Origin of the sequence: Pseudomonas sp. zfem003 (assembly GCF_032621675.1) — a bacterium.
GTDB lineage: Bacteria > Pseudomonadota > Gammaproteobacteria > Pseudomonadales > Pseudomonadaceae > Metapseudomonas > Metapseudomonas otitidis.
This window is the reverse complement of sequence record NZ_JAVYJG010000012.1, coordinates 1-24,718: the sequence shown is the minus strand read 5'-3', so window position 1 is coordinate 24,718 and position 24,718 is coordinate 1. Positions and strand designations below refer to the sequence as shown.

General features: G+C 63.2%; 21 protein-coding genes and 2 pseudogenes. 10 read left to right on the top strand and 13 right to left on the bottom strand.

Annotated elements, in window-relative coordinates; genetic code table 11:
- Positions 1–17: 17 nt before the first annotated feature.
- Complete coding sequence (locus RTK35_RS26020; protein WP_316909341.1) at positions 18–770, bottom strand: hypothetical protein; 753 nt, start codon at positions 768–770, stop codon at positions 18–20.
- 163 nt (positions 771–933) lie between these two features.
- Between RTK35_RS26020 and sbcB the strand changes: the two genes are divergently transcribed.
- Complete coding sequence (gene sbcB, locus RTK35_RS26015) at positions 934–2,364, top strand: exodeoxyribonuclease I (protein ID WP_316909340.1); 1,431 nt, start codon at positions 934–936, stop codon at positions 2,362–2,364.
- Positions 2,365–2,428: 64 nt separating this feature from the next.
- Here the strand turns inward: sbcB and mvaT are convergent, their stop codons facing one another.
- Positions 2,429–2,806, bottom strand: a complete 378-nt coding sequence (gene mvaT, locus RTK35_RS26010) for a histone-like nucleoid-structuring protein MvaT (RefSeq protein WP_044413100.1) — start codon at positions 2,804–2,806, stop codon at positions 2,429–2,431.
- 301 nt (positions 2,807–3,107) lie between these two features.
- Here mvaT and purU point away from each other — a divergent pair, with 301 nt between their 5' ends.
- Genes purU through RTK35_RS25995 form a run of 3 tightly spaced genes read left to right on the top strand, consistent with a single transcriptional unit; the run spans position 3,108 to position 4,596 of the window.
- Positions 3,108–3,959 (top strand): formyltetrahydrofolate deformylase, encoded by an 852-nt coding sequence (gene purU, locus RTK35_RS26005; protein WP_044413103.1) that lies wholly within the window; start codon positions 3,108–3,110, stop codon positions 3,957–3,959.
- 30 nt (positions 3,960–3,989) lie between these two features.
- Positions 3,990–4,409, top strand: coding sequence for a CBS domain-containing protein (locus RTK35_RS26000; protein WP_074971539.1), 420 nt, complete (start codon positions 3,990–3,992; stop codon positions 4,407–4,409).
- A 10-nt stretch (positions 4,410–4,419) separates the two neighbouring features.
- Positions 4,420–4,596, top strand: coding sequence for a hypothetical protein (locus RTK35_RS25995; RefSeq protein WP_172432852.1), 177 nt, complete (start codon positions 4,420–4,422; stop codon positions 4,594–4,596).
- A gap of 25 nt (positions 4,597–4,621) precedes the next feature.
- Here the strand turns inward: RTK35_RS25995 and RTK35_RS30700 are convergent, their stop codons facing one another.
- From RTK35_RS30700 to RTK35_RS25965, 7 genes and pseudogenes are all read right to left on the bottom strand, one after another.
- Entirely contained in the window at positions 4,622–5,386 is a 765-nt protein-coding gene (locus RTK35_RS30700) for a methyl-accepting chemotaxis protein (protein ID WP_371321046.1), read from the bottom strand.
- Between the two features lie 90 nt (positions 5,387–5,476).
- Positions 5,477–6,487: pseudogene (locus RTK35_RS30695) on the bottom strand (cache domain-containing protein); the annotation flags it as partial.
- A 228-nt stretch (positions 6,488–6,715) separates the two neighbouring features.
- Positions 6,716–8,188, bottom strand: a complete 1,473-nt coding sequence (locus tag RTK35_RS25985; RefSeq protein ID WP_044413111.1) for an inorganic phosphate transporter — start codon at positions 8,186–8,188, stop codon at positions 6,716–6,718.
- A gap of 153 nt (positions 8,189–8,341) precedes the next feature.
- The gene (locus RTK35_RS25980) at positions 8,342–8,539 is read right to left on the bottom strand and encodes a hypothetical protein (protein ID WP_044413114.1); all 198 of its coding nucleotides are present in this window, start codon (positions 8,537–8,539) and stop codon (positions 8,342–8,344) included.
- A 427-nt stretch (positions 8,540–8,966) separates the two neighbouring features.
- The gene (gene mapR, locus RTK35_RS25975) at positions 8,967–10,376 is read right to left on the bottom strand and encodes a GntR family transcriptional regulator MpaR (RefSeq protein WP_044413117.1); all 1,410 of its coding nucleotides are present in this window, start codon (positions 10,374–10,376) and stop codon (positions 8,967–8,969) included.
- A gap of 78 nt (positions 10,377–10,454) precedes the next feature.
- A complete protein-coding gene (ccoG, locus tag RTK35_RS25970; RefSeq protein ID WP_044413121.1) occupies positions 10,455–11,864 on the bottom strand; it encodes a cytochrome c oxidase accessory protein CcoG in 1,410 nt (469 codons plus the stop codon).
- Between the two features lie 606 nt (positions 11,865–12,470).
- Positions 12,471–12,938, bottom strand: coding sequence for a Bro-N domain-containing protein (locus RTK35_RS25965; protein WP_316909338.1), 468 nt, complete (start codon positions 12,936–12,938; stop codon positions 12,471–12,473).
- A gap of 847 nt (positions 12,939–13,785) precedes the next feature.
- Between RTK35_RS25965 and RTK35_RS25960 the strand changes: the two genes are divergently transcribed.
- The 3 genes from RTK35_RS25960 to RTK35_RS25950 all read left to right on the top strand — a co-directional run bounded on the left by RTK35_RS25960 (position 13,786) and on the right by RTK35_RS25950 (position 18,784).
- Positions 13,786–16,200 (top strand): ATP-dependent endonuclease, encoded by a 2,415-nt coding sequence (locus tag RTK35_RS25960; RefSeq protein ID WP_316909337.1) that lies wholly within the window; start codon positions 13,786–13,788, stop codon positions 16,198–16,200.
- A complete protein-coding gene (locus RTK35_RS25955) occupies positions 16,197–18,122 on the top strand; it encodes a UvrD-helicase domain-containing protein (protein ID WP_208275824.1) in 1,926 nt (641 codons plus the stop codon). The genes RTK35_RS25960 and RTK35_RS25955 overlap by 4 nt, the downstream gene beginning before the upstream one ends.
- Before the next feature lie 239 nt (positions 18,123–18,361).
- Positions 18,362–18,784: a GNAT family N-acetyltransferase gene (locus tag RTK35_RS25950; protein WP_316909336.1), complete on the top strand. Its 423-nt coding sequence runs from the start codon at positions 18,362–18,364 to the stop codon at positions 18,782–18,784.
- Positions 18,785–18,943: 159 nt separating this feature from the next.
- Here RTK35_RS25950 and RTK35_RS25945 read toward each other — a convergent pair whose 3' ends face one another.
- Positions 18,944–19,312: a hypothetical protein gene (locus RTK35_RS25945; protein WP_316909335.1), complete on the bottom strand. Its 369-nt coding sequence runs from the start codon at positions 19,310–19,312 to the stop codon at positions 18,944–18,946.
- A 436-nt stretch (positions 19,313–19,748) separates the two neighbouring features.
- Here RTK35_RS25945 and RTK35_RS25940 point away from each other — a divergent pair, with 436 nt between their 5' ends.
- On the top strand, positions 19,749–20,084 hold the full coding sequence (locus RTK35_RS25940; RefSeq protein ID WP_316909334.1) for a hypothetical protein: 336 nt from the start codon (positions 19,749–19,751) through the stop codon (positions 20,082–20,084).
- A 135-nt stretch (positions 20,085–20,219) separates the two neighbouring features.
- Positions 20,220–21,152: a D-alanyl-D-alanine endopeptidase gene (gene pbpG / locus RTK35_RS25935; protein WP_316909333.1), complete on the top strand. Its 933-nt coding sequence runs from the start codon at positions 20,220–20,222 to the stop codon at positions 21,150–21,152.
- Between the two features lies 1 nt (position 21,153).
- Here pbpG and RTK35_RS25930 read toward each other — a convergent pair whose 3' ends face one another.
- A complete protein-coding gene (locus RTK35_RS25930; RefSeq protein WP_256548389.1) occupies positions 21,154–21,279 on the bottom strand; it encodes a hypothetical protein in 126 nt (41 codons plus the stop codon).
- A gap of 179 nt (positions 21,280–21,458) precedes the next feature.
- Here RTK35_RS25930 and RTK35_RS25925 point away from each other — a divergent pair, with 179 nt between their 5' ends.
- The gene (locus RTK35_RS25925) at positions 21,459–22,145 is read left to right on the top strand and encodes a tellurite resistance TerB family protein (RefSeq protein WP_044413129.1); all 687 of its coding nucleotides are present in this window, start codon (positions 21,459–21,461) and stop codon (positions 22,143–22,145) included.
- Here RTK35_RS25925 and RTK35_RS25920 read toward each other — a convergent pair.
- Together RTK35_RS25920 and RTK35_RS25915 are read right to left on the bottom strand one after the other, a co-directional pair.
- Positions 22,138–23,805 (bottom strand): diguanylate cyclase domain-containing protein, encoded by a 1,668-nt coding sequence (locus RTK35_RS25920; protein ID WP_316909332.1) that lies wholly within the window; start codon positions 23,803–23,805, stop codon positions 22,138–22,140. The genes RTK35_RS25925 and RTK35_RS25920 overlap by 8 nt on opposite strands.
- Before the next feature lie 171 nt (positions 23,806–23,976).
- Positions 23,977–24,585 (bottom strand): annotated as a pseudogene (locus RTK35_RS25915) (IS3 family transposase); the annotation flags it as partial.
- Between the last annotated feature and the right edge of the window lie 133 nt (positions 24,586–24,718).

Sequence of the window (24,718 nt, the reverse complement as noted above, 5' to 3'; positions counted from 1 at the left end):
GGTCCGGGCTCCGCGAATTACTGGGGGAATTGCTGGATGCCGAAGATGCGCTGGTACAGCAGGGCCACCACCACGAAGCACATGGGCAGGGTCCAGACCAGGCCGATGAACAGCGGCAGGGCGCTGAGCATGACGATCAGGCCGAGCAGGGTGAACAGGCCGAAGCACTTGAACCAGCGCTGGCTGATGGCGCGCCGCGAGGCTTCCATCGCCTGCCAGGGCGAGAGGCCGCGCTCCACCACCAGCGGCATGGCCAGGGCATAGGCGATGCCAAGGTAGATGCCGGGAATGACCAGCAGCAGGAAGCCGGCATAGACCATCAGCGGGATCAGCAGGCTGAGGATGGCCAGGGGGACGAACTTACCGGTGTGGGCGAAGACTTCGTTGAAGTTCAGCGGCTGGCCGGTCACGTGACGCATGGCCAGCATGTACAGGCCGGCCATCACCGGCGCGGCGCAGGCACCGGCGATGATGCCGATGATCATCTGGCCGATCACCAGCAGCATGCCCTCGCTGCCGACGAACAGCCCCAGCACCAGGCCGAGGATGAAACTGACGAACTGGCTGACCACCGAGTAGACCAGCAGGCCGCCGATCATCATGCCCTTCAGGCCCTGGATGCGTTGCCAGCTTTCGCTGATGAGTTCGCCGATGCGGAAGTCATAGCCGCGGGCGAGTGCGTCTTCGATGCTGGGCACATTGTCGGCCGGCGGACGTTCTATCAGCTCGCTGCGCGGTGCGGAGTAGGGGTTCTGCTGGAGTTCGCTCATGACGCTTCCCTGTGCCTTGGGCCTGGATATGAATGGTGGGCGAGTTTCTGGAGTTGTCCGGGCAATTGCAATCGGCTGCATCACGATTTGGCGATTTGCCTTGGGAGGGGGCTGTTAGACTTCCGGCCCACTGCGACCCTGCGCCCGGATTCAAGGAGGCGGCGTGACCCCCAGCATCTTCTGGTACGACTACGAGACCACCGGCATCAACCCGCGTAGCGACCGGGCCATCCAGGTGGCCGGCATCCGCACCGACGAGGCACTGAACGAAGTCGGCGAGCCGGTGAACCTGTATTGCCGCGTCAGCGACGACATCCTGCCCCACCCGGCGGCCTGCCTGGTGACCGGCATCCTGCCGTCGACCCTGCAAGGCAAGGGGCTGGACGAGGCGGCCTTCATCCACCGGGTGCATGCCGAGCTGTCGCGCCCGGGCACCTGCGGCGCGGGCTACAACACCCTGCGCTTCGATGACGAGGTGACCCGCTACAGCTTCTACCGCAACTTCATCGACCCCTACGCCCGGGAATGGCAGGGCGGTAACAGCCGCTGGGACCTGATCGATACCCTGCGCACGGCCTATGCCCTGCGACCGGAAGGCCTGCAGTGGCCCACCGAGGAGGGGCGGGTGACCCTGCGCCTGGAGCGGCTGACCGCTGCCAACGGCATCGACCATGGTCAGGCCCACGACGCGCTGTCCGACGTGCGCGCCACCATCGGCATGGCCCGCCGGGTGCGCGAAGCACAGCCCAAGCTGTACGACTACCTGTTCCAGTTGCGCAGCAAGCACAAGGTGATGGAGCAGATCCGCCTGATGCAGCCGCTGGTCCACGTATCGGGCCGCTATTCTGCGGAGCGGCATTTCCTCGCCGTGGTGCTGCCGCTGGCCTGGCACCCGCGCAACCGCAACGCCCTGATCGTCTGTGATCTGCAGGTGGAGGTTTCGCCTTTGCTGGACCTGGACGCCGAGACCTTGCGCGCGCGCCTCTATACCCGGCGGGATGCCCTGGCCGAAGGCGAGCTGCCGGTCCCGCTGAAACTGCTGCACATCAACAAGTGCCCTGTGGTGGCACCGCTTTCCGTACTAAGGCCGGCGGATCGGGAGCGGATTGGCGTCGATCTGGCCGCCTGTCAGGCCAAGGCGGATGAACTGGCACGGCAACAGGCGAACTGGCAGGACAAGTTGGCAATGGTTTATGCCGAAGAGTCCTTTGCCGGCAGCGAAGATCCCGAGCAGCAACTTTATGACGGCTTCCTCGGGGATCGTGATCGTCGACTGTGCGAGCAGGTGCGCAATGCCGATCCGCAGCGACTGGCACGGGAAGTATGGCCATTCGATGATTCGCGCTTGCCGGAGTTGCTGTTCCGTTACCGGGCGCGAAACTTCCCGGAAACTTTGAGTGCGGAGGAGCAGTCGCGCTGGCAGGAGTTCTGTCGGAATCGGCTTATGCATCCCAATTACGGAGCCCCCAATACCCTGGCGGCATTCACCGAAGCGCTGCTGGAGTTGCGTGCAACTGCGTCAACCGATCAGTTGGCGATTCTTGATGCCTGGCAAGCCCATGCCGAAGTAATGCGTCAGCGTTATTCGCTGTAGTCCTGTTCGAACAGGCAATAAAAAACGCCAGCATCCGCTGGCGTTTTTGTTGAAGCCTACTGAATCAGCCCAGCAGGGTGGCCCAGCTTTCAACGGTTTCGGCGCCCCACTTGGCTTTCCACTCTTTCAGGGTCTTGTGGTTGCCACCTTTGGTTTCGATGACTTCGCCGGTATTCGGGTTCTTGTACTGCTTGACCTTGCGGGCACGCTTGGTGCCGGTGGCCGGCTTGGCAGCGCGCGGTTGCTTGGCGGCTTTGGCCTCGGGGTCGAGCAGGGCAATGATATCGCGCAGGGACTTCTGGTATTCGCCCATCAGGGTGCGGAGTTTGCCTTCGAATTCCAGTTCTTTCTGCAGCTTGTCGTCTTGGGACAGGTTCTTCAGGCGCTCCTGGAGTTCCTTGATGGCTTCTTCTGTAGCGCGGTATTCATTGATCAGCGACATGTCGGCGTCCCTTGGTGAATTAGGGGTGAATGATGTGGAGGGATAATAGTCAGGACACTAAACCAAGTAAACATGTCAGGAAAGTATCAATCGAATATTTTTTACCAATGAATGCAGGCGGGCCTGTTAGTTGTTCGCACGTAACTGGCATGAACAACTCCCCGCCAATTGAAGACCCGCGTGCTAATACCCATGCCCCTGGCAGGGGCACGCGGGACGTCGGATGAAGTGTTCGGGCCTGCTGAAGTTTTCACCGCGTGCCGCTAGAATGGCCGCCTTTGCGAAGTATCTGGAGTTTCCCATGCGCACATTTCGTCTGGTGATTGCCTGCCCGGACGGCGTCGGCATTGTCGCCAAGGTGAGTAATTTCCTGGCCACCTATAACGGTTGGATTACCGAGGCAAGCCATCACTCCGACAACCAGAGCGGTTGGTTCTTCATGCGGCATGAAATCCGCGCCGACTCGCTGCCGTTCGACCTGGACGGTTTCCGCCAGGCCTTCGCGCCGATTGCCCGGGAGTTCTCCATGTCCTGGCGCATCACCGATTCGGCGGTGAAGAAGCGCGTGGTGCTGATGGCCAGCCGTGAGTCCCACTGCCTGGCCGACCTGCTGCACCGCTGGCACAGCGGCGAGCTGGATTGCGAGATTCCCTGCGTCATCGCCAACCATGACGACCTGCGCAGCATGGTCGAATGGCACGGCATCCCCTACTTCCACGTACCGGTGGATCCGAAGGACAAGGCCCCGGCCTTCGCCGAGGTGTCCCGCCTGGTCGACGCACACAATGCCGACACCGTGGTCCTGGCGCGCTACATGCAGATCCTCCCGCCGGATCTGTGCCAGCGCTACGCCCACCAGGTGATCAACATCCACCACAGCTTCCTGCCCTCCTTCGTGGGTGCCAAGCCTTACCACCAGGCCTCGCTGCGTGGCGTGAAATTGATCGGCGCCACCTGCCACTACGTCACCGAGGAGCTGGACGCCGGCCCGATCATCGAACAGGACGTGGTGCGCATCAGCCACCGCGACGACATCGAAGACCTGGTCCGCCTCGGCAAGGACGTGGAGAAGCTGGTGCTGGCCCGTGGCCTGCGCTACCACCTGGAAGACCGCGTGCTGGTGCACGACAACAAGACCGTCGTCTTCGACTGATCGCACACTGCCGGAACAAGGAACGATCCCATGCTCAAGTCCGTCCAGGTTCGTGACTACATGACCCACCACCAGGTGACCTTCCGGCCGGAGACCGACCTGTTCCTGGCCATCGAGCGCCTGCTGGAGCACCGCCTGAGCGGTGCCCCGGTGGTGGACGCCCAGGGCCACCTGCTGGGCATGCTGTCCGAATCCGATTGCCTGCGCGGCATTCTCTCCGGTGCCTACTACGATGCTGTAGGCGGTGTGGTGGGCGCGTGCATGCAGGCGCAGCTGGACAGTGTTTCCCCCGACGAGGACGTGGTCGACGTCTGCCAGCGCCTGCTGCGTGAGCAGCGTGAGGCCTTGCCGGTGGTGGAGCGGGGCGTGCTGGTGGGCGTACTCAGCCGCCGTGATGCCCTGCGGGCGATCAAGGCCTTCGCCCAGCACGACGCCAGCCGCCTGGCCTAGGGGACTGCCCATGTCCGATCCGCTCGATCGAGCTACCTCGAAAGCCCCGCCCACCCTTGGCGAGGGCTGCGTGCGGCGCTATGACCCCGAGGCGCTGGACGAGGAGGACGGCACCGACTTCCCGGATGCCGAAGCCCTCTGGAAGCAGATCCAGGACGAAGCGGAAGACACGAAAAAGGCGCCTTGAGGCGCCTTTTTCATGCCCGGACGGTTCAGATGCGGAAGCTGTCCACCAGGTGCTTCAGGCGGGCGGCCTGCTGCTCCAGGTCCGCGCAGGCGCGCAGGGTCGCCTGCAGGTTCTCCACGCCTTCCTGGTTGAGCATGTTGATCTCGTTGATGTCCACGTTGAGGGACTCCACCACCGAGGTCTGCTCTTCCGTCGCGGTCGCCACCGACTGGTTCATGCCGTCGATCTCGCCGATGCGCAGGGTCACGCTGGAGAGGCGCTCGCCGGCCTGGTTGGCGATGGTCACGCTCTCCTCGCTGTAGCGCTGGCTCTCGGTCATGGTGTTGACCGCCTCGCGAGCGCCCACCTGCAGCTCCTCGATCATCTTCTGGATCTCCTGCGCCGACTCCTGGGTACGGTGGGCCAGGTTGCGCACTTCGTCCGCCACCACCGCGAAGCCGCGCCCGGCTTCGCCCGCGCGGGCGGCCTCGATGGCTGCGTTCAGCGCCAGCAGGTTGGTCTGCTCGGAGATGCCCTTGATCACCTCCAGGATCTGCCCGATGTTCACCGTCTTGGCGTTGAGGGCCTCGATGTTGGCGCAGGAGGTGCTGATCTTCGCCGACAGGTCGCTCATGGCCTTGATGGTCTGCTCCACCACCTGGCGGCCGTCTTCCGACTGGTCCTTGGCATCGGAGGCCTGGTGGGAAGCATCCGCCGCGTTGCGGGCGATCTCCTGGGCGGCCGCGCCCAGCTCGTTGATCGCCGCCGCCACGCTGTTGGTGCGCTGCGCCTGCTCGTCGGAGTTGCTCATGGAGGAGTTCGAGGCATTCAGCACCAGCTGGGCGACCTCGTTCACCTGGCGCGTGGTGGCCGAAACCTCGCGGATGGAGGCGTGGATCCGCTCGACGAAACGGTTGAAGGCCTGGGCCAGCTCGCCGAACTCATCCTGGGAATGCACCTCCAGCCGACGGGTCAGGTCGCCTTCGCCCTGGGCGATGTCGCTCATGGCGCGGCCCATCAGCAGCAGCGGCTGCATCAGGAAGCGGATCAGCATGCCCAGCAGCAGGATGATGATCACCACCGAGATCACCATGACGATGATGGCCGAGGTGCGGAACTCATTGAGCATCGAGAAGGCCTGGGCCTTGTCGATGGACAGGCCGATGTACCACTTCACCGTCGGCAGCCCCTTGATGGGCGCGAAGGTGAGGATGCTGGGCTTGCCGTCCAGCTCCGTCTCGGTGAAGTCGGTGCTGATGCGCGGGGTGTTGGTCGGGTAGACCTCCGCCAGCTTCTTCATCACCAGGTCCTTGTTGGGGTGGACCAGGATGGTGCCGTCCTCGCTCACCAGGAAGGCGTAGCCCATGCCCTGGAAGTCCAGCGAGTTGACGATCTGCTGCATGGTTTCCAGGCTCAGGTCGCCGCCCACCACGCCCTGGCCGGGCGCCGGCGTGGCGATGGTCATGATCAGCACCTTGGTCGCCGCATCGATGTAGGGCTCGGTCAGGGTGGTCGAACCGGCGGCGATGGCGTCCTTGTACCAGGGGCGCTGACGGGGGTCGTAGCCGGCCGGCATCGCCTCGTCCGGGCGCATGGTGAAGGCGCCGTCCTGGGTGCCCAGGTAGGTGAAGGCGAAGGTGGAGGTCAGCGCCTTCTGCTCCAGCAGCTTGGCCACTGCATCCGGCTCGGGGTGCTGGGCAATGTTCTGGGCCAGGTTCTCCACCATCAGGATCCGGCCGGAGAGCCAGTTCTGGATGTTGCCGGCGGTGACGTTACCCATTTCCTTCAGGTAACTCTCCAGGTCTTCCCGGATCGCATTCCGTTGCAGGTAGTCGTTGTACAGGGTGAACAGCGAGAAGGCCGCGATCACCACCAGCGAGGCGGCGAGCAGGATCTTGTGGCTGAACTTCATATTCTTGGTCATGGCTTCGTGCGTCCGGTTGGGGCGGGGTGCCGAGTGCGGCAAGTGCGCGGCTTCTGGTGGTCGCGTCCCCCACTGTGTCGGTCATTACCCATTAAAGCTTGAGGCTGGCGAAATGCCTGTATGTCGGAACTTTCCACAGGTATTCAGCGACGCCCCGGCCGGCGAGCAGGCATGAAAAAGGCGCCTGCAGGCGCCTTTCTCGATGAAGCCGATGACTCAGACGAACAGCGTGGTCGCCAGCCAGAACAGGCCAGCGGAGAGCGCCATCGAGGTGGGCAGGGTCAGCACCCAGGCCATCAGGATGTTGCGCACGGTGCCGCCCTGCAGGCCGCTCTTGTTGGCGACCATGGTGCCGGCCACGCCGGAGGAGAGCACGTGGGTGGTGGAGACCGGCAGGCTGTAGATGTTGGCCATGCCGATGGCGATGGCGGCGGTGATCTGCGCGCTCATGCCCTGGGCGTAGCTCATGCCCTGCTTGCCGATCTTCTCGCCGACGGTGAGCACCACGCGCTTCCAGCCGACCATGGTGCCGATGCCCAGGGCCAGGGCCACCGCGATGATCACCCAGAAGGGGGCGTACTCGGTGGTGGCGGTCAGGTCCTTGCGCAGCTTCTCCAGGTCGGCCTTTTCACGGGCCGGCAGGTCGGACAGCTTGCCCACCTTCTTCGCCGTGTCGTCCAGGCAGAGCAGGTAGCGGCGGGTCTCGACGCGCTTCTCCTCGCTCATGTCGGCGTAGCTCTGCACGCCCTGCAGGTTGCCCAGCAGGCCGGCGATGGTCGCCTCGGTCTGCTTCGGCTCGCAGCGGAACGCCTGCGGCATCTCGCTCACGTTGGCTTTGCCGAGGGCCAGCATCTCACCGAGGGTGTCGGTGTGGCGCTGGTAGAACTGGCTCAGGTGAGTGGCGGCGTCGCGGGTGCGCTCGATCTGGTAGGTGGTGCTGTTCAGGTCCAGCACGAACTTGGCCGGAACGATGCCGATCAGTACCAGCATGATCAGGCCGATGCCCTTCTGGCCGTCGTTGGAGCCGTGCACGAAGCTCACGGCCATGGCCGAGAGCACCAGCACCAGGCGGTTCCAGAACGGCGGGTGTTTCTTGTCGTCCAGTTCCTTACGGGTTTCCGGCGTCTTGTGCATCTTCGACAGCGGATACAGCCACTTCAGGCTCAGCAGCACCAGGGCTGCGACCATGAAGCCGGCCGCCGGGGAGAAGATCAGCGACAGGCCGATGTCGATGGCCTTGCCCCAGTTCACGCCTTCGCCCAGGGGCAGATCGGAGATCAGCGCGTTGGCCAGGCCGACGCCGAGGATCGAACCGATCAGGGTGTGGGAGCTGGAGGCCGGGATACCGAAGTACCAGGTGCCCAGGTTCCAGGTGATGGCCGCCGCCAGCAGCGAGAACACCATTGCCAGCCCGTGGCCGGTGTTGACGTTGATGAGCAGCTCCACCGGCAGCAGGTGGACGATGGCATAGGCCACGCCGACTCCACCCAGCAGCACGCCGAGGAAGTTGAAGATGCCGGAGAGCACCACCGCCCGGTAGGGCGACATGGCCTTGGTGTAGATGACCGTGGCGACCGCGTTGGCGGTGTCATGGAAACCGTTGATGAACTCGAAGGTCAGGACGAATGCCAGGGCGAGCACCAGGCTCAGCACCAGCCAGGCATCAAGCCCGCTGAAGAGATCGAACATGAAGGTTGTATGACGGCTGGTTAGGGGGCGCGGATTATGCCAGAAAACCGCTTCCCGCCCAGCTCCGGACCGCCGATTGGTCGTATCGTTCCGTGCGTCATGGCAGCGCAGCCCTAGAGGCGAGGGCTGCGCAGGCTTTGTTTAAAAATCGTTTCAGTCCGATTGCTTGAGCTCTTTTTCCATCTTCTGGAGCTCGCGCTCGAAAGCCTGGTCCAGATAGTTGGGGCGTTTGCGCCAGGGCTTGCGTTCGGGGTCCGGCTGGGCGGCGTAGGTGGTAACTTCCCCGCCATATACATCCTTGTAACGTTTCTCCTGGCGCTCGAGTTCGGCGCGCAGTTCGTCTTTCGTCACGTAATGATCCGCTTGTGTGCTGTTGAAATGGTCTTGATCCAAGTTCCGGTGATGAAGGGTCGAATGCCCTTTGCAACTTTCGCCGGAAGAGGAGTGTGCGTGCCTTGCACAATCCTGGTGCAACCTCGAGGTTGTCTTCGTGATCCGCCCAGGCCGCATGGCGCCTGTGTTACAGCGAGGTCGCAATGCGTATCGGGAGGTGGGCGAAGTATATAGGCAAACTTGTCGCCAGCTCTAGGCTCGCGTGAAAAGTTCATACACCGTCACAGGCGGAACATGGGGCCGCCCGCGTGATTCAAACACCGCCGTACTTCGCTGCCATGGCAACTTCGTAGCGACTGTGTATCGAACCTGAAGCATAGAACACACAAAAGCCGGCAAAGTTCAGGTCAATGAACGAGCCGGCCATTGGTGTGGGGAAGGGCGCTCAGAGGGACTTGATGATGCGCCCGAGGGTCTCCACCGCCTGCTCGCTGCGGGGCGTCCAGGGGTGGCCGTAGTTGAGGCGGGCGCAATGCCCGTAGCTGCGGGTCGCGGAGAAGATCGGTCCCGGCGCGATGCTGATGCCCTGGGCCAGGGCCAGCTGGAACAGCCGCAGCGCGTCCACCTGGCGGGGGAATTCCAGCCAGAGAAAGTAGCCGCCGTCGGGCCGGCTGACCCCGGTCTGCTCCGGCAGGTGCCGGGCCACCGCCGCCAGCATCGCGTTCTGCTGGCTCTCCAGCGCATAGCGCAGGCGCCGCAGATGGCGGTCGTAGCCACCGTGCTGCAGGTAGTCGGCAATGGCCGCCTGGGCCGGCACCGAGGCGGAGATACTGGTCATCAGCTTCAGCCGCTCGATCTCCCCGGCATAGCGCCCACCCGCCACCCAGCCGACCCGGTAGCCCGGCGCCAGGCTCTTGGAGAACGAACTGCAGTGCATCACCAGGCCTTCGCTGTCGAAAGCCTTCACCGGCTTGGGCGCGTGCTGGCCGAAGTACAGCTCGGCGTACACGTCGTCCTCGATCATCGGCACCTGGTAGCGGGCCAGCAGCCCCGCCAGGTGCTTCTTGCGTTCCTCGGTCAGGCTCGCCCCGAGCGGGTTGTGGAAATTGCTCATGAACCAGCAGGCCTTGATCGGCAGGCTCGCCAGGCTGCGCTCCAGCACCTCCAGGTCGATGCCCTCGCGCGGGTGCACGGGGATTTCCACCGCCTTCAGCTTGAGCCGCTCCAGCACCTGCAGGCTCGCGTAGAACGCCGGCGACTCGATGGCCACCAGGTCGCCCGGCCGGGTCACCACCTGCAGGCAGAGGTTCAGCGCCTCCAGCGCGCCGTTGGTGATCACCAGCTCCTCGATGGGCAGCGGCAGCCCGCCGACCATGTAGCGCAGGGCGATCTGCCGGCGCAGGCCGTGGTTGCCCGGCGTCATGTCGGCCACGGTGGAGCGCGGGTCCATGTCGCGTACCGCATGGGCCATGGAGCGCGCCAGGCGTTGCAGGGGGAACAGGTCCGGGCTGGGGAAGGCCGAGCCGAAGGGCACCGTATCCGGATCACGGATCGAACTGAGCACCGAGAACACCAGCTCGCTCACGTCCACCTCGGTGGTGGCCGCCTCGCGGCTGCTCACCTGGGGCTCCTGCAGCGGACGCTTGACGTGCTGGCAGACGAAGTAGCCGGAGCGCGCGCGGGCCATGATCAGCCCGCGGCTCTCCAGCAGGTAGTACGCCTGGAACACCGTGGAGGCACTGACCCCGTAGGTGCGGCTGGCATGCCGCACCGAGGGCACCTTCTGGCCCGGCGCCAGGACGCCGGTGCGGATCAGTTCGGCGATCTCGTCCGCGAATTTCTCGTAGCGCTTCATCTTGTCCTGGGGAAGGTGGGCCGGGGAGGCCCACTCTAAGCGCTGCGTGCGGCTACCGCCACGGCCGTGCTCCATGGCTCAGCGCCTCGGGCTGACGAAGGTGCTGCTGGCGCTGGCCTGGGCATCGCCCTCCACCGCGCGGATGCGGAACACCAGTTCGCGGGGGCCGCTGCGGCCATCGTCGTCCACCAGGGCCACCGACACCGGCAGGTCGAGAATCTCCCCGGCTTCCACCTTGATCAGCGCCGGCGCCTCCAGCTCCAGGCCATCGCCCTCGGCCAGCTCCAGGCGGTAGCGCAGGTCCTGCTGGGTCTTGTTGATCAGCTTCAGGTTGTAGATGTTCTCGATCTGCCCAGCGGCGTTCTCGCGGAACATGCCCCGGTCCTTGATCACATCCAGCGACACCTCCGAGCGCGTCGCCAGCAACCAGGCGAAGGCCCCGATCATGATCACCAGCGCAGCGGCGTAACCCACCAGGCGCGGACGCAGCAGGTGCGTGGTACCGCCTTCCAGCTCGCGTTCCGAGCTGTAGCGCACCAGGCCCTTGGCGTAGCCCATCTTCTCCATCACCGAATCGCAGGCGTCCACGCAGGCCGCACAGCCAATGCAGGCGATCTGCAGGCCATCGCGGATGTCGATGCCGGTCGGGCACACCTGCACGCACACCGTGCAATCGATGCAATCGCCCAGGCCCTGGCTCTTCGGGTCCACCCCCTTCTTGCGCGCCCCGCGCGACTCGCCCCGGGCTGTGTCGTAGGAGATCACCAGGGTGTCCTTGTCGAACATCACGCTCTGGAAGCGCGAATACGGGCACATGTGGATGCACACCTGCTCACGCATCCAGCCGGCATTGATGTAGGTGGCCGCAGTGAAGAACACCACCCAGAACAGCGCCACCCCGCCGGCTTCCAGCGTCAGCAGGTTCATCGCCAGCTCGCGCACCGGCGTGAAGTAGCCGACGAAGGTCACCGCCGTGGCCAGGCTGATGGCCAGCCACAGACCGTGCTTGGCCACGTTGCGTGCCACCTTCTCCGCACCCCAGGGCGCGGCGGCCAGCTTGATGCGCTGGTTGCGGTCACCCTGGGTGCGCTGCTCCACCCACATGAACATCCAGGTCCAGACGCTCTGCGGACAGGTGTAGCCGCACCACACCCGGCCGGCGAACACCGTGATGAAGAACAGCCCGAAGGCACAGATGATCAGCAACCCCGACAGCAGGATGAAGTCCTGCGGCCAGAAGGTCGCACCGAAGATGTAGAACTTGCTGTCCTCCAGACTCCAGAGCACGGCCTGGCGGCCGTCCCAGTCGAGCCAGAGGGTGCCGAAGAACAACAGGCACAACAGCCCCGCGCCCAACCGGCGCAGGTTGCGGAAGCGCCCGGTGAAGCTGCGGGTGTGGATCGGTGCACTGGAGGCATACAGGGACGTGGCAGCGGGGCGACTCGTTGGGTCGACCTCTACCTGCCGGACGGGGATGGTCTCGCTCATGATTCAGGCCTTTTGGGCTATGACGGCGAGGCGGACTATAGGGAGACGCTGATACCGGAAACAGATTCAGGTAATCAGGCAAAAACCATATCAGATGACCCCGCAGCATCCCCTGACCCTTGAAACCCGTGGTTCCTGGCCGCGCGAGCGAAGGCCCTGTCGGGATCGCGGCAATAGGTCGCAGTGCAGATGATCAGACGGCGCGCCTCACACACAGACGCTCCACCGCAGGCACCCCGTGGGCGCGAATTCACTCGCGAAAGCCCCCTCGCACACCCCACCCGGCATACACCTGTAGGGGCGATTTCAATCGCCCAAGGGCAACGCAGTTGCCCCAAAGGCCCTTCCTGACACCGAGAGGGGCGTAGGTGCGGGGCCACGGCAAACGCCATTGGTGGATGGAAAGAGCGCCATCCCCCCTACGCCTGACCGCTAGCACCCCGTGGGAACGAATTCATTCGCGAAAGCCCCCCGCACGCCCCACCCGGCATACACCTGTAGGGGCGATTTCAATCGCCCAAGGGCAACCCCGTTGCCCCAAAAAAGGCCCCTCCCGACACCGAAAGGGGCCAAGCCCAGGTCAGCGACCGGCAGCCGGAGTACCGGTCACGCCGTCACCTCCGGCTCGCCAGCCATGAAGGACGGCAAATCCCGCCAGGCCACCCACAGCTCCCCTTGCCAGCGCACCACCCCCAGCCGACGCCCGCCGTAGTTCAACACCTCACGGCAGGGCGCCGCATCCGGCGCGCGGTGATGGTCATGCAGCGTCGGCACCAGTACCTCGTTCAGCCAGCGGCCCACCTCGCCGTGCTTCGGCTGGCCGAACTGGAACAGCGCCCGGTAGGCGCCTATATCGCTGATCACTACCACTTCTTCGTGGAAGTCATCGCTGTAACCCAGGCAGAGCGTTTGCTGCTCATGAGGCTCCAGGGCTGGGAGCAGGGGCACGGCATCGGCCAGGCCGATCAACTGCGCGAAATCATGGGCGACGAACCAGGGCTGGTTGTCGACCATCACCGTGCGCAGGCGTTGGTGGTGGTGATAGAAAACGAAGGGGGTGAAAGCCTTGTTCATGGCATGGGTTCCTTGTCGATGGACCACTTCGCCATCCCTCGCTGTCATTCGAAGGGTGGCGAATCGCGCGGGGTTGACAGACCGGGACAAGAGACCGGCAGACCACGAGGGTCTCCCCGCGCGATCCGCCATGAAGCTGTGCAGTTGAAAACTGCATGCGTGCTCGTGCCTGCAAAAAACATTCGCCGTTTTTCGCATGCACCGTGTGGCGCACCGCGCCTTGTCATCGGGCTGTCAAACCCGGCCACGGGATTTACCGCGGCTCGGGGAGGATAGGGAGGAGGGACTTTGAGGGCAAGGGTGTGGCAGTGGTTTGCCTGAGGAATCGTGAGGCGGGCGGGCAATTAGCGCTAACTAATGAGTCTGCTGCTTGTGACTGGCAGGAAACGGCCAAAAGCACTTACGAAAGTGGGGACAATTCCGGGGGTGTTCCTCTACATACGTTGCTTATATCGCGGAGGAGTTGGCTGAGGCGCGGTGCGGAGAAATTGCCTCAAACTGATGGTTGCACGCATATCGACGCAGATCACATATGGCTTCCACGGCCCAATCGTTGACGCCATTGACGACTCTTCAGGCTCTTTCAGTACGCACCGCTTGGTGCTCCAATTACCCAGCCCTCTGATGCATGTATAGGTAGGTTCGTCGTATTTTTGCGTTGATGTGCTGCCTGGATGTTTAGCGTGGTGAGTCAGTATGGCGTGCGCTATATAAGTCTCATCTCGGCATCCGCACATTGGGGCTGTTAGATTCAGCAAGTGGGAAAAAGCGCGAGCGCTAAAAGGAAAGCTGCTGGCCGGCGTGCTCAGTACCAAACTGCCCCGGCAACACTTAGGAAGAGGTGCTCATGAAGTTACAGGCATATCGGCTGCAGAACTACCGCCGGCTGCGCGATGTTGTCATCGAGCTCGATGAAGAAATTTCTATCTTTGTCGGCGCCAACAACAGCGGGAAGACGTCCGCTGTCCAAGGCCTGTACTCAATGCTCCGCGGCGAAGTGAAGAAGTTCGAGCTCTTTGACTTCAGTGCGGCGCTGTGGGCTGAGATCGACGCGGTCGGCAAAACTCCTCCTGGCGATGAGGATGCGCCCAAAAGGTTACCGTCCATCCTCTTGGATCTCTGGTTCCGCGTCGGTGAAGACGACCTTGCCACTGCGATGTCGCTGCTGCCGAGCACTGAGTGGGACGGCAAGTGCGTCGGGATCCGGGTGGCGTTCGAGCCTCGGGATGCCCACGAGCTCGTCTGGAAGTTCCGTGAACTACATGAGAAGGCCAACAACGCAGCTGTTGCGCTTGCGGCCAAGCGCAAGGCCGCCTCGGAGCAAGCCGTGGAGGCGGGCGCGGAAGACGCGGCTGCGGTCGTGGCCGATTCCGGCGAGTACAAGCCTTGGCCGGAAAGCCTGACGAAGTACCTCGCTAAGGAGCTCAGCAAGGAATACACCTTCCGCTACTACGTGCTCGATGAGCGGGCTTTTGTCGGCTATCAGGCAAAGGAGACTGGCTACGAGCCGCTACCCCTAGGCAAAGAGCCGGGCGGTGCGGCCATTCTCAAGTCGCTGGTGAGGGTCGATTTCCTGCGCGCGCAGCGGCACCTCGATGACCCGGATGCAGGCAGCTCTGATCGTGCCGAGAGCTTGTCTCGGCGCCTGAGCAGGTTCTATCACCGCAACCTAGAGAAGCGTGGCGACGACCATGCGGCTCTCAAGGCGCTCGATACCTCGGAGAATGAGCTGAACTTCCATCTGAAGGAAGTCTTCAGTGACACCCTCAAACGCCTGGCCAAACTTGGCTATCCGGGCGTCAACAATCCCGAGATTGTGATTCGGGCGGCCTTGGATCCGACCACTGTCCTGGGGCAAGACGCCAAGGTTCACTACGTGATCCCGGGCGTGGCTTCCGCCCAACTGCCAGACAGCTACAACGGCCTGGGTTTCAAGAACCTGGTCTACATGGTGGTTGAGCTACTCGACCTGCACGAGCAGTGGAAAGCCGAGGAGGACAGGCGAGCTCCGCTTCATTTGGTCTTCATTGAGGAGCCTGAGGCGCACCTGCACGCGCAGATTCAGCAGGTCTTCATCAGGAACGTTTTGCGCCTCCTTGAGGACGCTAACGATCACACGACTTTTTTCCACACGCAGCTCGTCATCACCACGCATTCCCCGCACATCCTCTATGAACGCGGATTCTCGCCTATTCGGTACTTCCGCCGCGTCAGCGACCAGTTGGGCCATCACACGGACGTGCGCAATCTGTCGCTATTCAAAACGGGCGCGTCAGACGCTCCAGCGCGCGAATTCCTGCAGCGGTATTTGAAGCTGACGCACTGCGATCTCTTTTTTTCCGATGCGGTGATACTGGTGGAAGGCAACGTCGAGCGTCTGCTCCTTCCTGCAATGATCGAGTTGGCGGCCAAGCGTCTGCGTTCTTCCGCCCTAACCATCCTTGAAGTCGGTGGCGCGTTCGCACATCGGTTTCAGGAGCTGATCGCCTTCATAGGGCTCACAACACTGGTCATCACGGATTTGGACAGCGTGGAGGTCAAGACGGACGCCGAGAAGGCCGCCGCACAAGACACAGGCGCTGAGGGAGCCGTTGACGGAGATGACGAGGACGACGACCTGAAGCCCTTTGAGCTTGAGGACGACGACGAGGCAGAACCGGGTGGCAAGAAAAAGTCCAAGAAGCGTGGCAGCACCTGCCATGCACACGTGGAAGGTGCCGTCACGTCCAACCAAACCCTCATCAGCTGGATCCCGAAGAAGCGGTCGATTAAAGAGCTCTGGGAAGTCACGGCGGAGCAAAAGACGCTGTCGCTGGCTGAGGATTCAAACGCTGAGGTTCGGGTGGCCTATCAGACCAAGGTTTCGGTGACGGTGGGTGCGAAGACATCGCAGCTCTGCGGCCGCACACTTGAGGAGGCCTTTGGTCTTGAGAACGCGGACTGGTGCCAGGCTGAGGCTAACCGTGCGGTCGGCCTCAAGCTCAAGCACGTACCGAGCAGCCCTGAAGAACTCGCTAAGAAGTTGCACGAGAGGGTGATCGGCAAGAACTTCGACAAGACTCGCTTTGCGCTGGAGGTCCTCGCAAGCGGGCCGCTCAATAGCTGGAGGGTTCCTGCGTACATCGCCGAGGGCTTGGCCTGGCTCGAAGCTAAAGTGGCACATGAGCTTGAGGCGGACGACGCCATCGCCACCGAGGTCGCGACTATTGAGCCATCTGCAGCCGATGTTGTCGCTGTCATTGCCCCGGGGCAGACGGCATGAGCAGACGAATTGATAGCCCAGATACCGACGCCGATCGCGAGATCCACGCATGCATTGCCGCGACGCCTCCGCAACCCTTCGTGGTTCGTGCTGGTGCAGGTTCCGGCAAGACCACCTCCCTCATCAAAGCGCTGGACTGGGTGATGTCGGAGCACGGCCCCAGCATGCGGGCGAGGAAGCAGAAGGTCGCGTGCATCACGTATACCGACCTTGCCGCCAATGAAATCCTGGCGGACGTCAACGATGACCCGCTGGTTTATGTCTCGACCATCCACAGCTTCTACTGGTCTATTGCCAAGACGTTTCAGGTCGACATCAAGATTTGGCTGCAGAACGACATCCGCAGGCGGATCTCCGAGCTTGAAGAAGAGTTCAAGAATTACAGTTCGCGTGTCCGGCAGACCACGCGCGACAGGAACAAGGCCGACCAAGAGCGTTATGCCCGAAGCCTGGAGGCTGTGGCCGGCGTCAAGACTTTCAACTATGGCGTCGGCAGTGACTACGCCAAGGGCATACTCGGTCACGAGGACATCCTTCAGCTCGCCGACTTCCTGCTACAAAACCGCCCGTTGTTTCGAAGGGTCGTGGCGCTGAGCTATCCGTTCGTGTTTATCGACGAGAGTCAGGACACGTTCCCGGGCGTGGTGAAGTCTTTCAAGGAAGTGGAAGCCCAGATGCGGGGCAAGTTCTGCCTTGGTTTTTTCGGCGACCCGATGCAGTCGATCTTTATGAGAGGCGTAGGGGAGATCCAGCTTGAGGAGCATTGGCGGGCCATCACGAAGCCGGAGAACTTTCGCTGCGCCAAGCAAATCCTTGACGTCGCCAATGCCGTGCGCGCACAGGGTGACGGCATGGAGCAAGTCCGCGGGCTACACGAGAGGGTCGATGGGGACCTCAAGCCTGTGGAGGGGTCGGCCCGTATGTTCGTCTTGCCGAACACGCTGAACCGAACCGAGGCCTTGGCAAGAGTCCGGGCGTGGAGCTCGACGATGAACAACGACGAGGGTTGGATAACCCCAGACATCGCAGTCAAGATTCTTGTCATCGTGCACCGAATGGCCGCAAACCGGCTCGGCTTTGGCGGCATCTACTCGGCGCTGAACGACAAGACGTCGGATGCCATGAAGCAGGGGATGCAGGACGGCACTGGCTGGCCCGTTCGACCCTTCCTAAGTTTTGCGCTACCGATCATTGCAGCTGTGAAGGCCTGCAATGAGTTCGCGGCGATGAACCTGCTCCGGGAGTTCAGCCCGCGCCTGGCGCCTGCGGCTCTGACCGGTCAACGTGCCGTGGATGTATTGCGAGAGCTGCATGCTGCTGTATCGAGACTTGTGGCCATGCTGGATGAGGCAGGGACCACCATTGGTGACATAGCTCTCCATCTCTGTGACACGGGTCTTTTCGAATTCGATGAGCGCTATGCGCGTGTTCTTGGGTTTTTCAGAGATGTTGCTGACGCCGTTCAGGAGTCCGAGGCTGCTGATGCAGTTCCGGCTGAAGGATTATCCTCGGACGCGGCAATGGCCAAGTTCCTCAACTGCTCTGCGCAAGAGCTTTTGCCCTATGAACGCTATGTATCAGAAGGCTCTCCCTATGCCACGCAGCACGGCGTGAAGGGAGCGCAGTTCGAACGCGTCATAGTGGTGATGGACGAAGAAGAAAGCGACTACCGAACGTACAACTACGAGCGTGTCTTCGCGAGTGCTGAGGCCCGTGCTGCAGATCGTGCGCGAGCAGTGGATGGTGATGAAAACACTTGGAGCCGAACGCTGCGACTGCTTTACGTCTGCTGCACTCGCGCTCAACGGGGGCTGGTACTAACGTTTTTTGTTGCCGATCCGGCGACTACCCTGGAGAACGTCGTGGCGAGCGGTATCTTGCCGCGAAGCGCAGTGTTCACGCAGGAAGTGTTAGCTGGATGATGGTCCCAGCGGGGATGCGACCCGAGCTGTGGCAGCGTTTCTGCATGGAAACGCGGTGACCTGCCATTCACATCCCCCAAGCAGTCCAGCAGGTTAGGGCTGAGTTTCGTTGAACTGGCGATCCTGCTTGAGTAGAAGGACTGCCTCCCCATCGACAAGCCCCTTTTGTCCATACCCAGCGGATATCTGGCTTACTAGCCCACGCCTCTGCCCCTTCCCACCCAACCACGGTGACTCCATTGACTGACTATTCCTGCCTGCTCGAAACCCCTTCCGTCCCGGTCTACCAGGCGCTGCGCACGGGCTCCGGCCTCAGCGGCAAGACCGATGAAGCAGCGGTGCGCGGGCTGCCCAATACGCTCTTCGCGGTGCAGATTCTTTATCAGTCGCAACCCGTGGGAATGGGGCGGGTGATCGGTGATGGCGGGTGCTTTTTCCAGGTCGTCGACATTGCCGTGCTCAAGGCGCACCAGGGCAAGGGGCTGGGCAAACGCATCATGGGCGAGATCCTGAAGTACATCGAAACCCATGTGCCGGAGAGCGGCTACGTCAGCCTCATCGCCGATGGCCAGGCGCAGGACCTCTACGCGCAGTTCGGCTTCGTGCAGACCGCGCCGCGTTCGGTGGGCATGGCCTACCGGCGACCGGAGTTGAAGCACTGACCGACGTGGTAGCGCTCCGGCCCACTCGCCGTTCACTGCCACTGATCCGAACCCAAGCCCCGGGGATGAGTGCAACCAGGGGGATCGAGTGAAGCGAAAAATGTGTATGCATTTGGCCCATCCGATGACTGTTTGAATCGAGCCGTAAGCCTTCATCCCCTAAATGCGCTGAAGCACATGCTTGCTGCTCTTTGAGCCTCCATTTGCGGTCGTCAGTGTGAGCGTGTCTCCAGATAGAGAAAGCTGCAGGCCTAATTGCAGTTCCGGATCCTCGAATGAGATATCCGTAGGAGTCTGAAGGCGCCCGCCTAGACGTATTACGTTGGGAAGACCCAATAGGGCATACAGCTCAACAGATTCGCCCGAAGCCCCTACAACCCCTGAAAGCTGCAGCTTGTCTCCGATGTGCAACTCAATAACTTGCCCATGACCCAAGCGCCTAACCTGCAGTGATGCTTTACCGTCGTGCGATTGGTATGCCCCCACCAAGCGCTGCATGAATTCAAGGGCGGGAATACGAGTGATCATCTTGGCTGCCTGGGATTGACGTTAAAGGGCGTGATCAGAGCTGTGTTGCAAGGATTGCAGACTGCATTTCTGAGTTCTTCCCCTTGATAGGTTCTAGAACCGAGGCTGCAAAAAGTAACTGAGCAGACGAACCAATGTCATCGCGTAAGCGAGGGGGCCTCAAGGGCGTTTAGGTCGTTCTCTCTGTTCAGTCCCCAACAACCACGCTGTTCGTTTTTATCTGAGCCAGCACCAAGGATCATTGCCAATATCGTCCAGCGACTTCGTAGGCGGCTGTGGCGGATGCCATGGCTAGCGCGTTAATGAGCAACAGCGCCCCAGCCACCCCCCGATTCCCCACCACTGATCCGAAACCCATCCCAGCTCCGAACCCAAGCCCTGGAGCGGTTGCCCAACGGACGTATCATCGGCAGCCATTCCTAAGCGAGGTACGGCCATGAAGCTCTTCCGTTGTGCGCTGCTGGCCCTGGTGGCGAGCGGTGCGATTCCCGCGCTGGCCGCCGAGCCGAGCGGGCATCAGACCATCCGCGTCATCCCCAAGACCTACGTCAGCCCCGGCGCCAGCGGCAGCGTGGACACCTACGAGCGCAGCGAGCGCTACAACGTCTACGGCGGGCAGCCCGTGCCCCAGGGCACCACGCGCTACAGCACCGGGAGCGGCAGCCAGGTGATCCAGCAGCAGGGCGGGATTCGCCAGAGCACGGAGTACCCCAACGGGGTCATCATCGAGCGGACGCCGGGGCAGGGGAGTTACCAGTACCAGCAGCGCTGACGGGGGCGTTTGCGAGCTGAGAGTTTTCTTGCAGAAAGCGATGAAAGTGACTGAAGGAATTGGCCTTCGGGGATCTATAATGTGCGCCAGTTCGCACAGGCGATCTTCATTCCACTCTTCATCCGGTAGCCTCCCGTGAAAATCCGAACCTCTCTGCTCAAGGCCCTGTTCTTCTGCACCAGCCTGGCCGTCGCCGCCCCCCTCGAAGCCCAGGCGGCCACCCCGGTCCGTGACCCCGCCCAGCTGCAGCTCGCCTCCGGCAGCGCCATGCTGGTGGACCTCGCCACCGGCAAGCTGATCTACGCCAACAACCCCGACCTGGTGGTGCCCATCGCCTCGGTGACCAAGCTGATGACCGCCCTGGTGGTGCTCGAAGCCAAGCAGCCGCTGGACGAGATCATCAGCGTCGACATCAGCCAGACCAAGGAAATGAAGGGCGTCTACTCGCGGGTGCGCGTGGGCAGCCTGGTGAGCCGTCGTGACGTGCTGCTGATGGCGCTGATGTCTTCCGAGAACCGCGCGGCGGCGAGCCTCGCCCACCACTACCCGGGCGGCTACGGCGCCTTCATCGCGGCGATGAACGCCAAGGCCCGCGCCCTGGGCATGAAGCACACCCGTTATGTGGAGCCCACCGGCCTGTCGCTGAACAACGTCTCCACCGCCCGCGACCTGGTCCAGCTGCTGCTGGAAAGCCGCAAGTACCCGCTGCTGAGCCAGATGAGCACCACCAAGGAAAAGACCATCACCTTCGTCAAGCCGCGCTACAGCCTGGGCTTCAGCAATACCAACCACCTGACCCGCAAGAGCGACTGGGACATCGAGCTGACCAAGACCGGCTTCACCGACGAGGCCGGCCACTGCCTGGTGATGCGCACCCGCATGGGCAACCAGCGGGTCGCCATGGTGCTGCTGGACGCCTTCGGCAAGTACACCCACTTCGCCGATGCCACGCGCATGCGCCGCTGGGTCGAGACCGGCAAGGGCGGCCCGATCCCCGAGGCGGCCAAGGCCTATCGCCAGCAGAAGGACGCGGCCCGTCGCCAGCAGATGGTCGCCTCGCCCAACTGATTCAGGCGCGCCAGTCCTCTTCGCTACGGTCTTCCTTCAGGCCGTAGCGAATGTACAGCCGCACACCCAGGTGCAGGCCCACGGCCAGCAGCACCCATCCCCACCCGCCCAGCGACAACCCTTCCATGACGGCCTCCTGACGAAACGGCCTACAGCCTAGCCGGTAGGCGTCGGCAGGGCTACGCGGCACGGGACCGGTGATAGCGGTTTCGGGACGCAATATCTCGAAGCACTCCGCCTGCGCGGCACGCGGAGAACTGGCGGTAGAGTGCGCCCCATCGTCCATTGCGACCTTGGAGGCCTCCCATGAACACCCGTGGATTGCTCGATCAATTGCTCAAGTCCGGCCAGGACCTGCTGCAGAAGAAGGCCGGCGGCAAACCGTCCGGCATCGGCGGCGGCCAGCTCGGCAGCCTGCTCGGTGGCGCGGGCGGTGGTGCCCTGGCTGCCGGCGCGCTGGGCCTGCTGCTGGGCAACAAGAGCGCGCGCAAGCTCGGTGGCAAGGCGCTGACCTACGGCGGGCTCGCCGCTCTTGGCGTGCTGGCCTACAAGGCCTATAGCAACTGGCAGGCCAACCAGCCCACCGCGCCCCAGGGCGAGCCCCGCACCCTCGACCGCCTGCCGGCGCCCCAGGCCGAGCAGCACAGCCAGGCCATCCTCAAGGCCCTGGTGGCGGCGGCCAAGGCCGATGGCCATGTGGATGCCCGCGAGCGCCAACTGATCGAGAGCGAACTGGCCCGCCTGACCGACGACCCCAGCCTGCGTGGCTGGCTGGAAACGGAGCTGAACAAGCCGCTGGACCCGTCCGAAGTGGCCCGCGCGGCCACCACCCCGGAGATGGCGGCCGAGATGTACCTGGCCAGCGTGCTGATGGTGGACGAGGAGCACTTCATGGAGCGCGCCTACCTGGACGAGCTGGCGCGGCAGATGCGCCTGGAGCCGGGGCTCAAGGCGGAGCTGGAAGCCCAGGTGCGGGACGCCCAGGTCAGTTGACGGCGGGGCCTGCGGCGATGTGCACCGCCTCGTCTTCGTCATGCAGGAAGGCCCGGTTGCGGCCTTCCCGCTTGGCCCGGTAGAGCGCCTGGTCGGCGCGTTCCATCACCTCTTCCAGGCTTTCCCCGTCCCGGGGCCACAGGGCACCGCCGATGCTGCAGCCGATGCCCAGGGTGCGTCCCTCCAGTAGCATCGGCTCACCCAGCACCTGCAGCGCCCGCTGGGCGACCCGGCTGATGTGGCTCAGGCCGTCGTCCTGCTGCAGCTGCAGCACCATCAGGAACTCATCCCCGCCCAGGCGCGCCACCAGGTCCCCGTCCCTCAGGCAGCCGCGCATCCGCTGGGCAGCCTCGCGCAGCACCAGGTCGCCGACGGCGTGGCCGTGGGTGTCGTTGATCGGTTTGAACCCATCCAGGTCCAGGTAGAGCAGCCCCAGTGCGCCGCCGGCCACGTGGCAGCGTTGCTGCAGCCGGGGCAGGTGCTTCTCCAGCGCGGCGCGGTTCGGCAGGCCGGTAAGCGGGTCGTGATGGGCCTTGTTCTCCAGCAGGCCGAGGGTGAGCTGCTGCTGGGTGAGGCTTTCCACCAGGTGGGCGATGGATTTGCTCAGCGTGCGGATTTCCCGGGTGCCGGTGCCGGAGGGGATGACGGCGATCTCACCGGCGCTGAGGCGGTCCGCTGCGTCGGCGATGTGCTGCAGCGGGCGCGTCACCCGGGCCGCCAGCGCCCAGCCGAGGACGGCGAAGAAGATCGCCAGCGCGCCGCCCCAGAGGTAGATCTCCCGCTGCAGGGCATGGGCGGGGGCGAAGGCTTCTTCTTCCGCCTGGCGGGTGACCACGATCCAGCCGAGGCCGGGGTAGTCGCGGTAGCCGTGGCTGGGGGCGAAGCCGGTGAGGTAGCGGCGGCCGTCCGGCCAGCGCTGCACGCTCCAGAAGCTCTTGCGCGCGTCGATGCTGGCCAGGGCCGGCAGCTCCAGCTTCTGGCCGATGCTGCTCGCCGGGCCCAGCAGCACGCTGCTGTCGCTGCTGAGGATGAAGAACTCCACCCGGCGGTGCGTCTGCATGGGCTCGATCAGCGCGCGGCGCACCTCGTCGGCCCAGGACCAGGACAGGTGCGAGGCGAGCACGCCAACGGTGCGTCCGTCCGGCCCCTTCACCGGCAGGGCGATGTCGACGAACTTCATCGCCTCCCCGGTGGGGTTGGGCAGCAGCCTGGCCAGCAGCACGGCCTCGTGCACGTCACCGATGAAGCGGCCCTGGATGCCTCGCTGGTAGACCGGCCGCTGGGCGATGTTCACCCCTTCCAGCACGCCGTTGCTGGAGGCCAGGACCAGGCCATCGGGGTCGGTGAAGCCGATCCAGGCGATGTCCGGCAGCTCGTGCTGCAGGCTGTCCAGCAGGGCGCGGACCTGGCGGATGTCGTCCGGCTGGCGCAGGGCCTTCAGCTCGCTGATGACCTGCAGCAGGCGGGCGCGGTTGTCCATGTCGCGGTCCAGCCGGTCGACCATCTGGAACGACAGCTCTGCCAGTCCCTGGCCGAATTCCTCGCCCATGCGCTCGCCCGAGCGCTGGCCGATCAGCGTGCCGAGCAGCCAGCTCAGGGCACACACCAGCAGGGCGACGGACAGGGCGATGCGGCTACGCAGGCTGTGGGGGCGACGCATGGGGGAGGGTCTCCGAGCGAGGACTGCGGGCGAGCCGGCCGGTAAAGCATAGTCCGCTCCGTTTCGGCTCTTTTGCTGTATGCCCTGAAAATGGCATCGCATTGTCAATTGCGCGCGAGTTGGACTAGGTGGCGACTCGCCTACTTGAGTGCAAGGGATGGGGTGTAGTGGTCAACCCATCCCGGACAGTGGGTTAAGTTTTTCTTCGGCCACCGCAGGCGGTAGCCCATCGTTGAACTGGTGTGGCCTGATCCAGTTGTAGCGGTGCATCAGGTAATGACTGATGTCCCGCTGAGCCTCCTGAGCTGTCAGGTAACCGGTCGGTGGAATCCACTCCGACTTCAAACTGCGGAACAACCGCTCCATTGGTGAGTTGTCCCAGCAGTTACCTCGACGGCTCATACTCTGCTCCATCCGATATCGCCACAGCCGCTGCCGAAACAGGCGGCTGGCGTACTGACTACCCTGATCGGAGTGAAACAGCACCTGCTGCGGTTTGCCTCGTTGCTCGTAGGCCATGTCCAGCGCCTTGATGACCAGCTCAGCATCCGGCTTGACGGAAAGTGCCCAGCCGATCACTCGCCTTGTATGCAGATCCAGCACCGCCGCCAGGTAATGCCAGCGACCTTGCGCCCAGATGTAGGTGATGTCGCCGCACCAGACCTGGTTAGGTCGTTCGGTAGTGAACTCGCGGTTCAGCCGGTTCGGGATATCTGGTCGCTCAACTGTAGCCTGCTTGTAAGCGTGCGAGCCTGGTTGCTTGCAGACCAGACCTAGGTTCTGTACGAAAAGTCGGTGCAGGTAGAATCGCCACCATGATTGGCTGGAGGCTCACATGGCAAGGCGCTACGAACTCCCAGATGCGGGCTGGGAGTTGATCAAGGATCTGGTTGCCCCGGAACAGAAGATGGGC

What these genes read in the sequence shown, in the direction of transcription:
- RTK35_RS26000 (WP_074971539.1), top strand. Translation starts at nt 3,990, where the DNA reads ATGCTCAAGTCCGTCCAGGTTCGTGACTACATGACCCACCACCAGGTG.
- RTK35_RS25965 (WP_316909338.1), bottom strand. Translation starts at nt 12,938, where the DNA reads ATGAACAAGGCTTTCACCCCCTTCGTTTTCTATCACCACCACCAACGC.
- RTK35_RS25995 (WP_172432852.1), top strand. Translation starts at nt 4,420, where the DNA reads ATGTCCGATCCGCTCGATCGAGCTACCTCGAAAGCCCCGCCCACCCTT.
- RTK35_RS25985 (WP_044413111.1), bottom strand. Translation starts at nt 8,188, where the DNA reads ATGTTCGATCTCTTCAGCGGGCTTGATGCCTGGCTGGTGCTGAGCCTG.
- RTK35_RS25930 (WP_256548389.1), bottom strand. Translation starts at nt 21,279, where the DNA reads ATGGAAGGGTTGTCGCTGGGCGGGTGGGGATGGGTGCTGCTGGCCGTG.
- RTK35_RS25955 (WP_208275824.1), top strand. Translation starts at nt 16,197, where the DNA reads ATGAGCAGACGAATTGATAGCCCAGATACCGACGCCGATCGCGAGATC.
- RTK35_RS25960 (WP_316909337.1), top strand. Translation starts at nt 13,786, where the DNA reads ATGAAGTTACAGGCATATCGGCTGCAGAACTACCGCCGGCTGCGCGAT.
- RTK35_RS25925 (WP_044413129.1), top strand. Translation starts at nt 21,459, where the DNA reads ATGAACACCCGTGGATTGCTCGATCAATTGCTCAAGTCCGGCCAGGAC.
- RTK35_RS26020 (WP_316909341.1), bottom strand. Translation starts at nt 770, where the DNA reads ATGAGCGAACTCCAGCAGAACCCCTACTCCGCACCGCGCAGCGAGCTG.
- RTK35_RS30700 (WP_371321046.1), bottom strand. Translation starts at nt 5,386, where the DNA reads ATGAGCAACTCCGACGAGCAGGCGCAGCGCACCAACAGCGTGGCGGCG.
- RTK35_RS25945 (WP_316909335.1), bottom strand. Translation starts at nt 19,312, where the DNA reads ATGATCACTCGTATTCCCGCCCTTGAATTCATGCAGCGCTTGGTGGGG.
- mvaT (WP_044413100.1), bottom strand. Translation starts at nt 2,806, where the DNA reads ATGTCGCTGATCAATGAATACCGCGCTACAGAAGAAGCCATCAAGGAA.
- mapR (WP_044413117.1), bottom strand. Translation starts at nt 10,376, where the DNA reads ATGAAGCGCTACGAGAAATTCGCGGACGAGATCGCCGAACTGATCCGC.
- ccoG (WP_044413121.1), bottom strand. Translation starts at nt 11,864, where the DNA reads ATGAGCGAGACCATCCCCGTCCGGCAGGTAGAGGTCGACCCAACGAGT.
- RTK35_RS25920 (WP_316909332.1), bottom strand. Translation starts at nt 23,805, where the DNA reads ATGCGTCGCCCCCACAGCCTGCGTAGCCGCATCGCCCTGTCCGTCGCC.
- purU (WP_044413103.1), top strand. Translation starts at nt 3,108, where the DNA reads ATGCGCACATTTCGTCTGGTGATTGCCTGCCCGGACGGCGTCGGCATT.
- RTK35_RS25940 (WP_316909334.1), top strand. Translation starts at nt 19,749, where the DNA reads ATGAAGCTCTTCCGTTGTGCGCTGCTGGCCCTGGTGGCGAGCGGTGCG.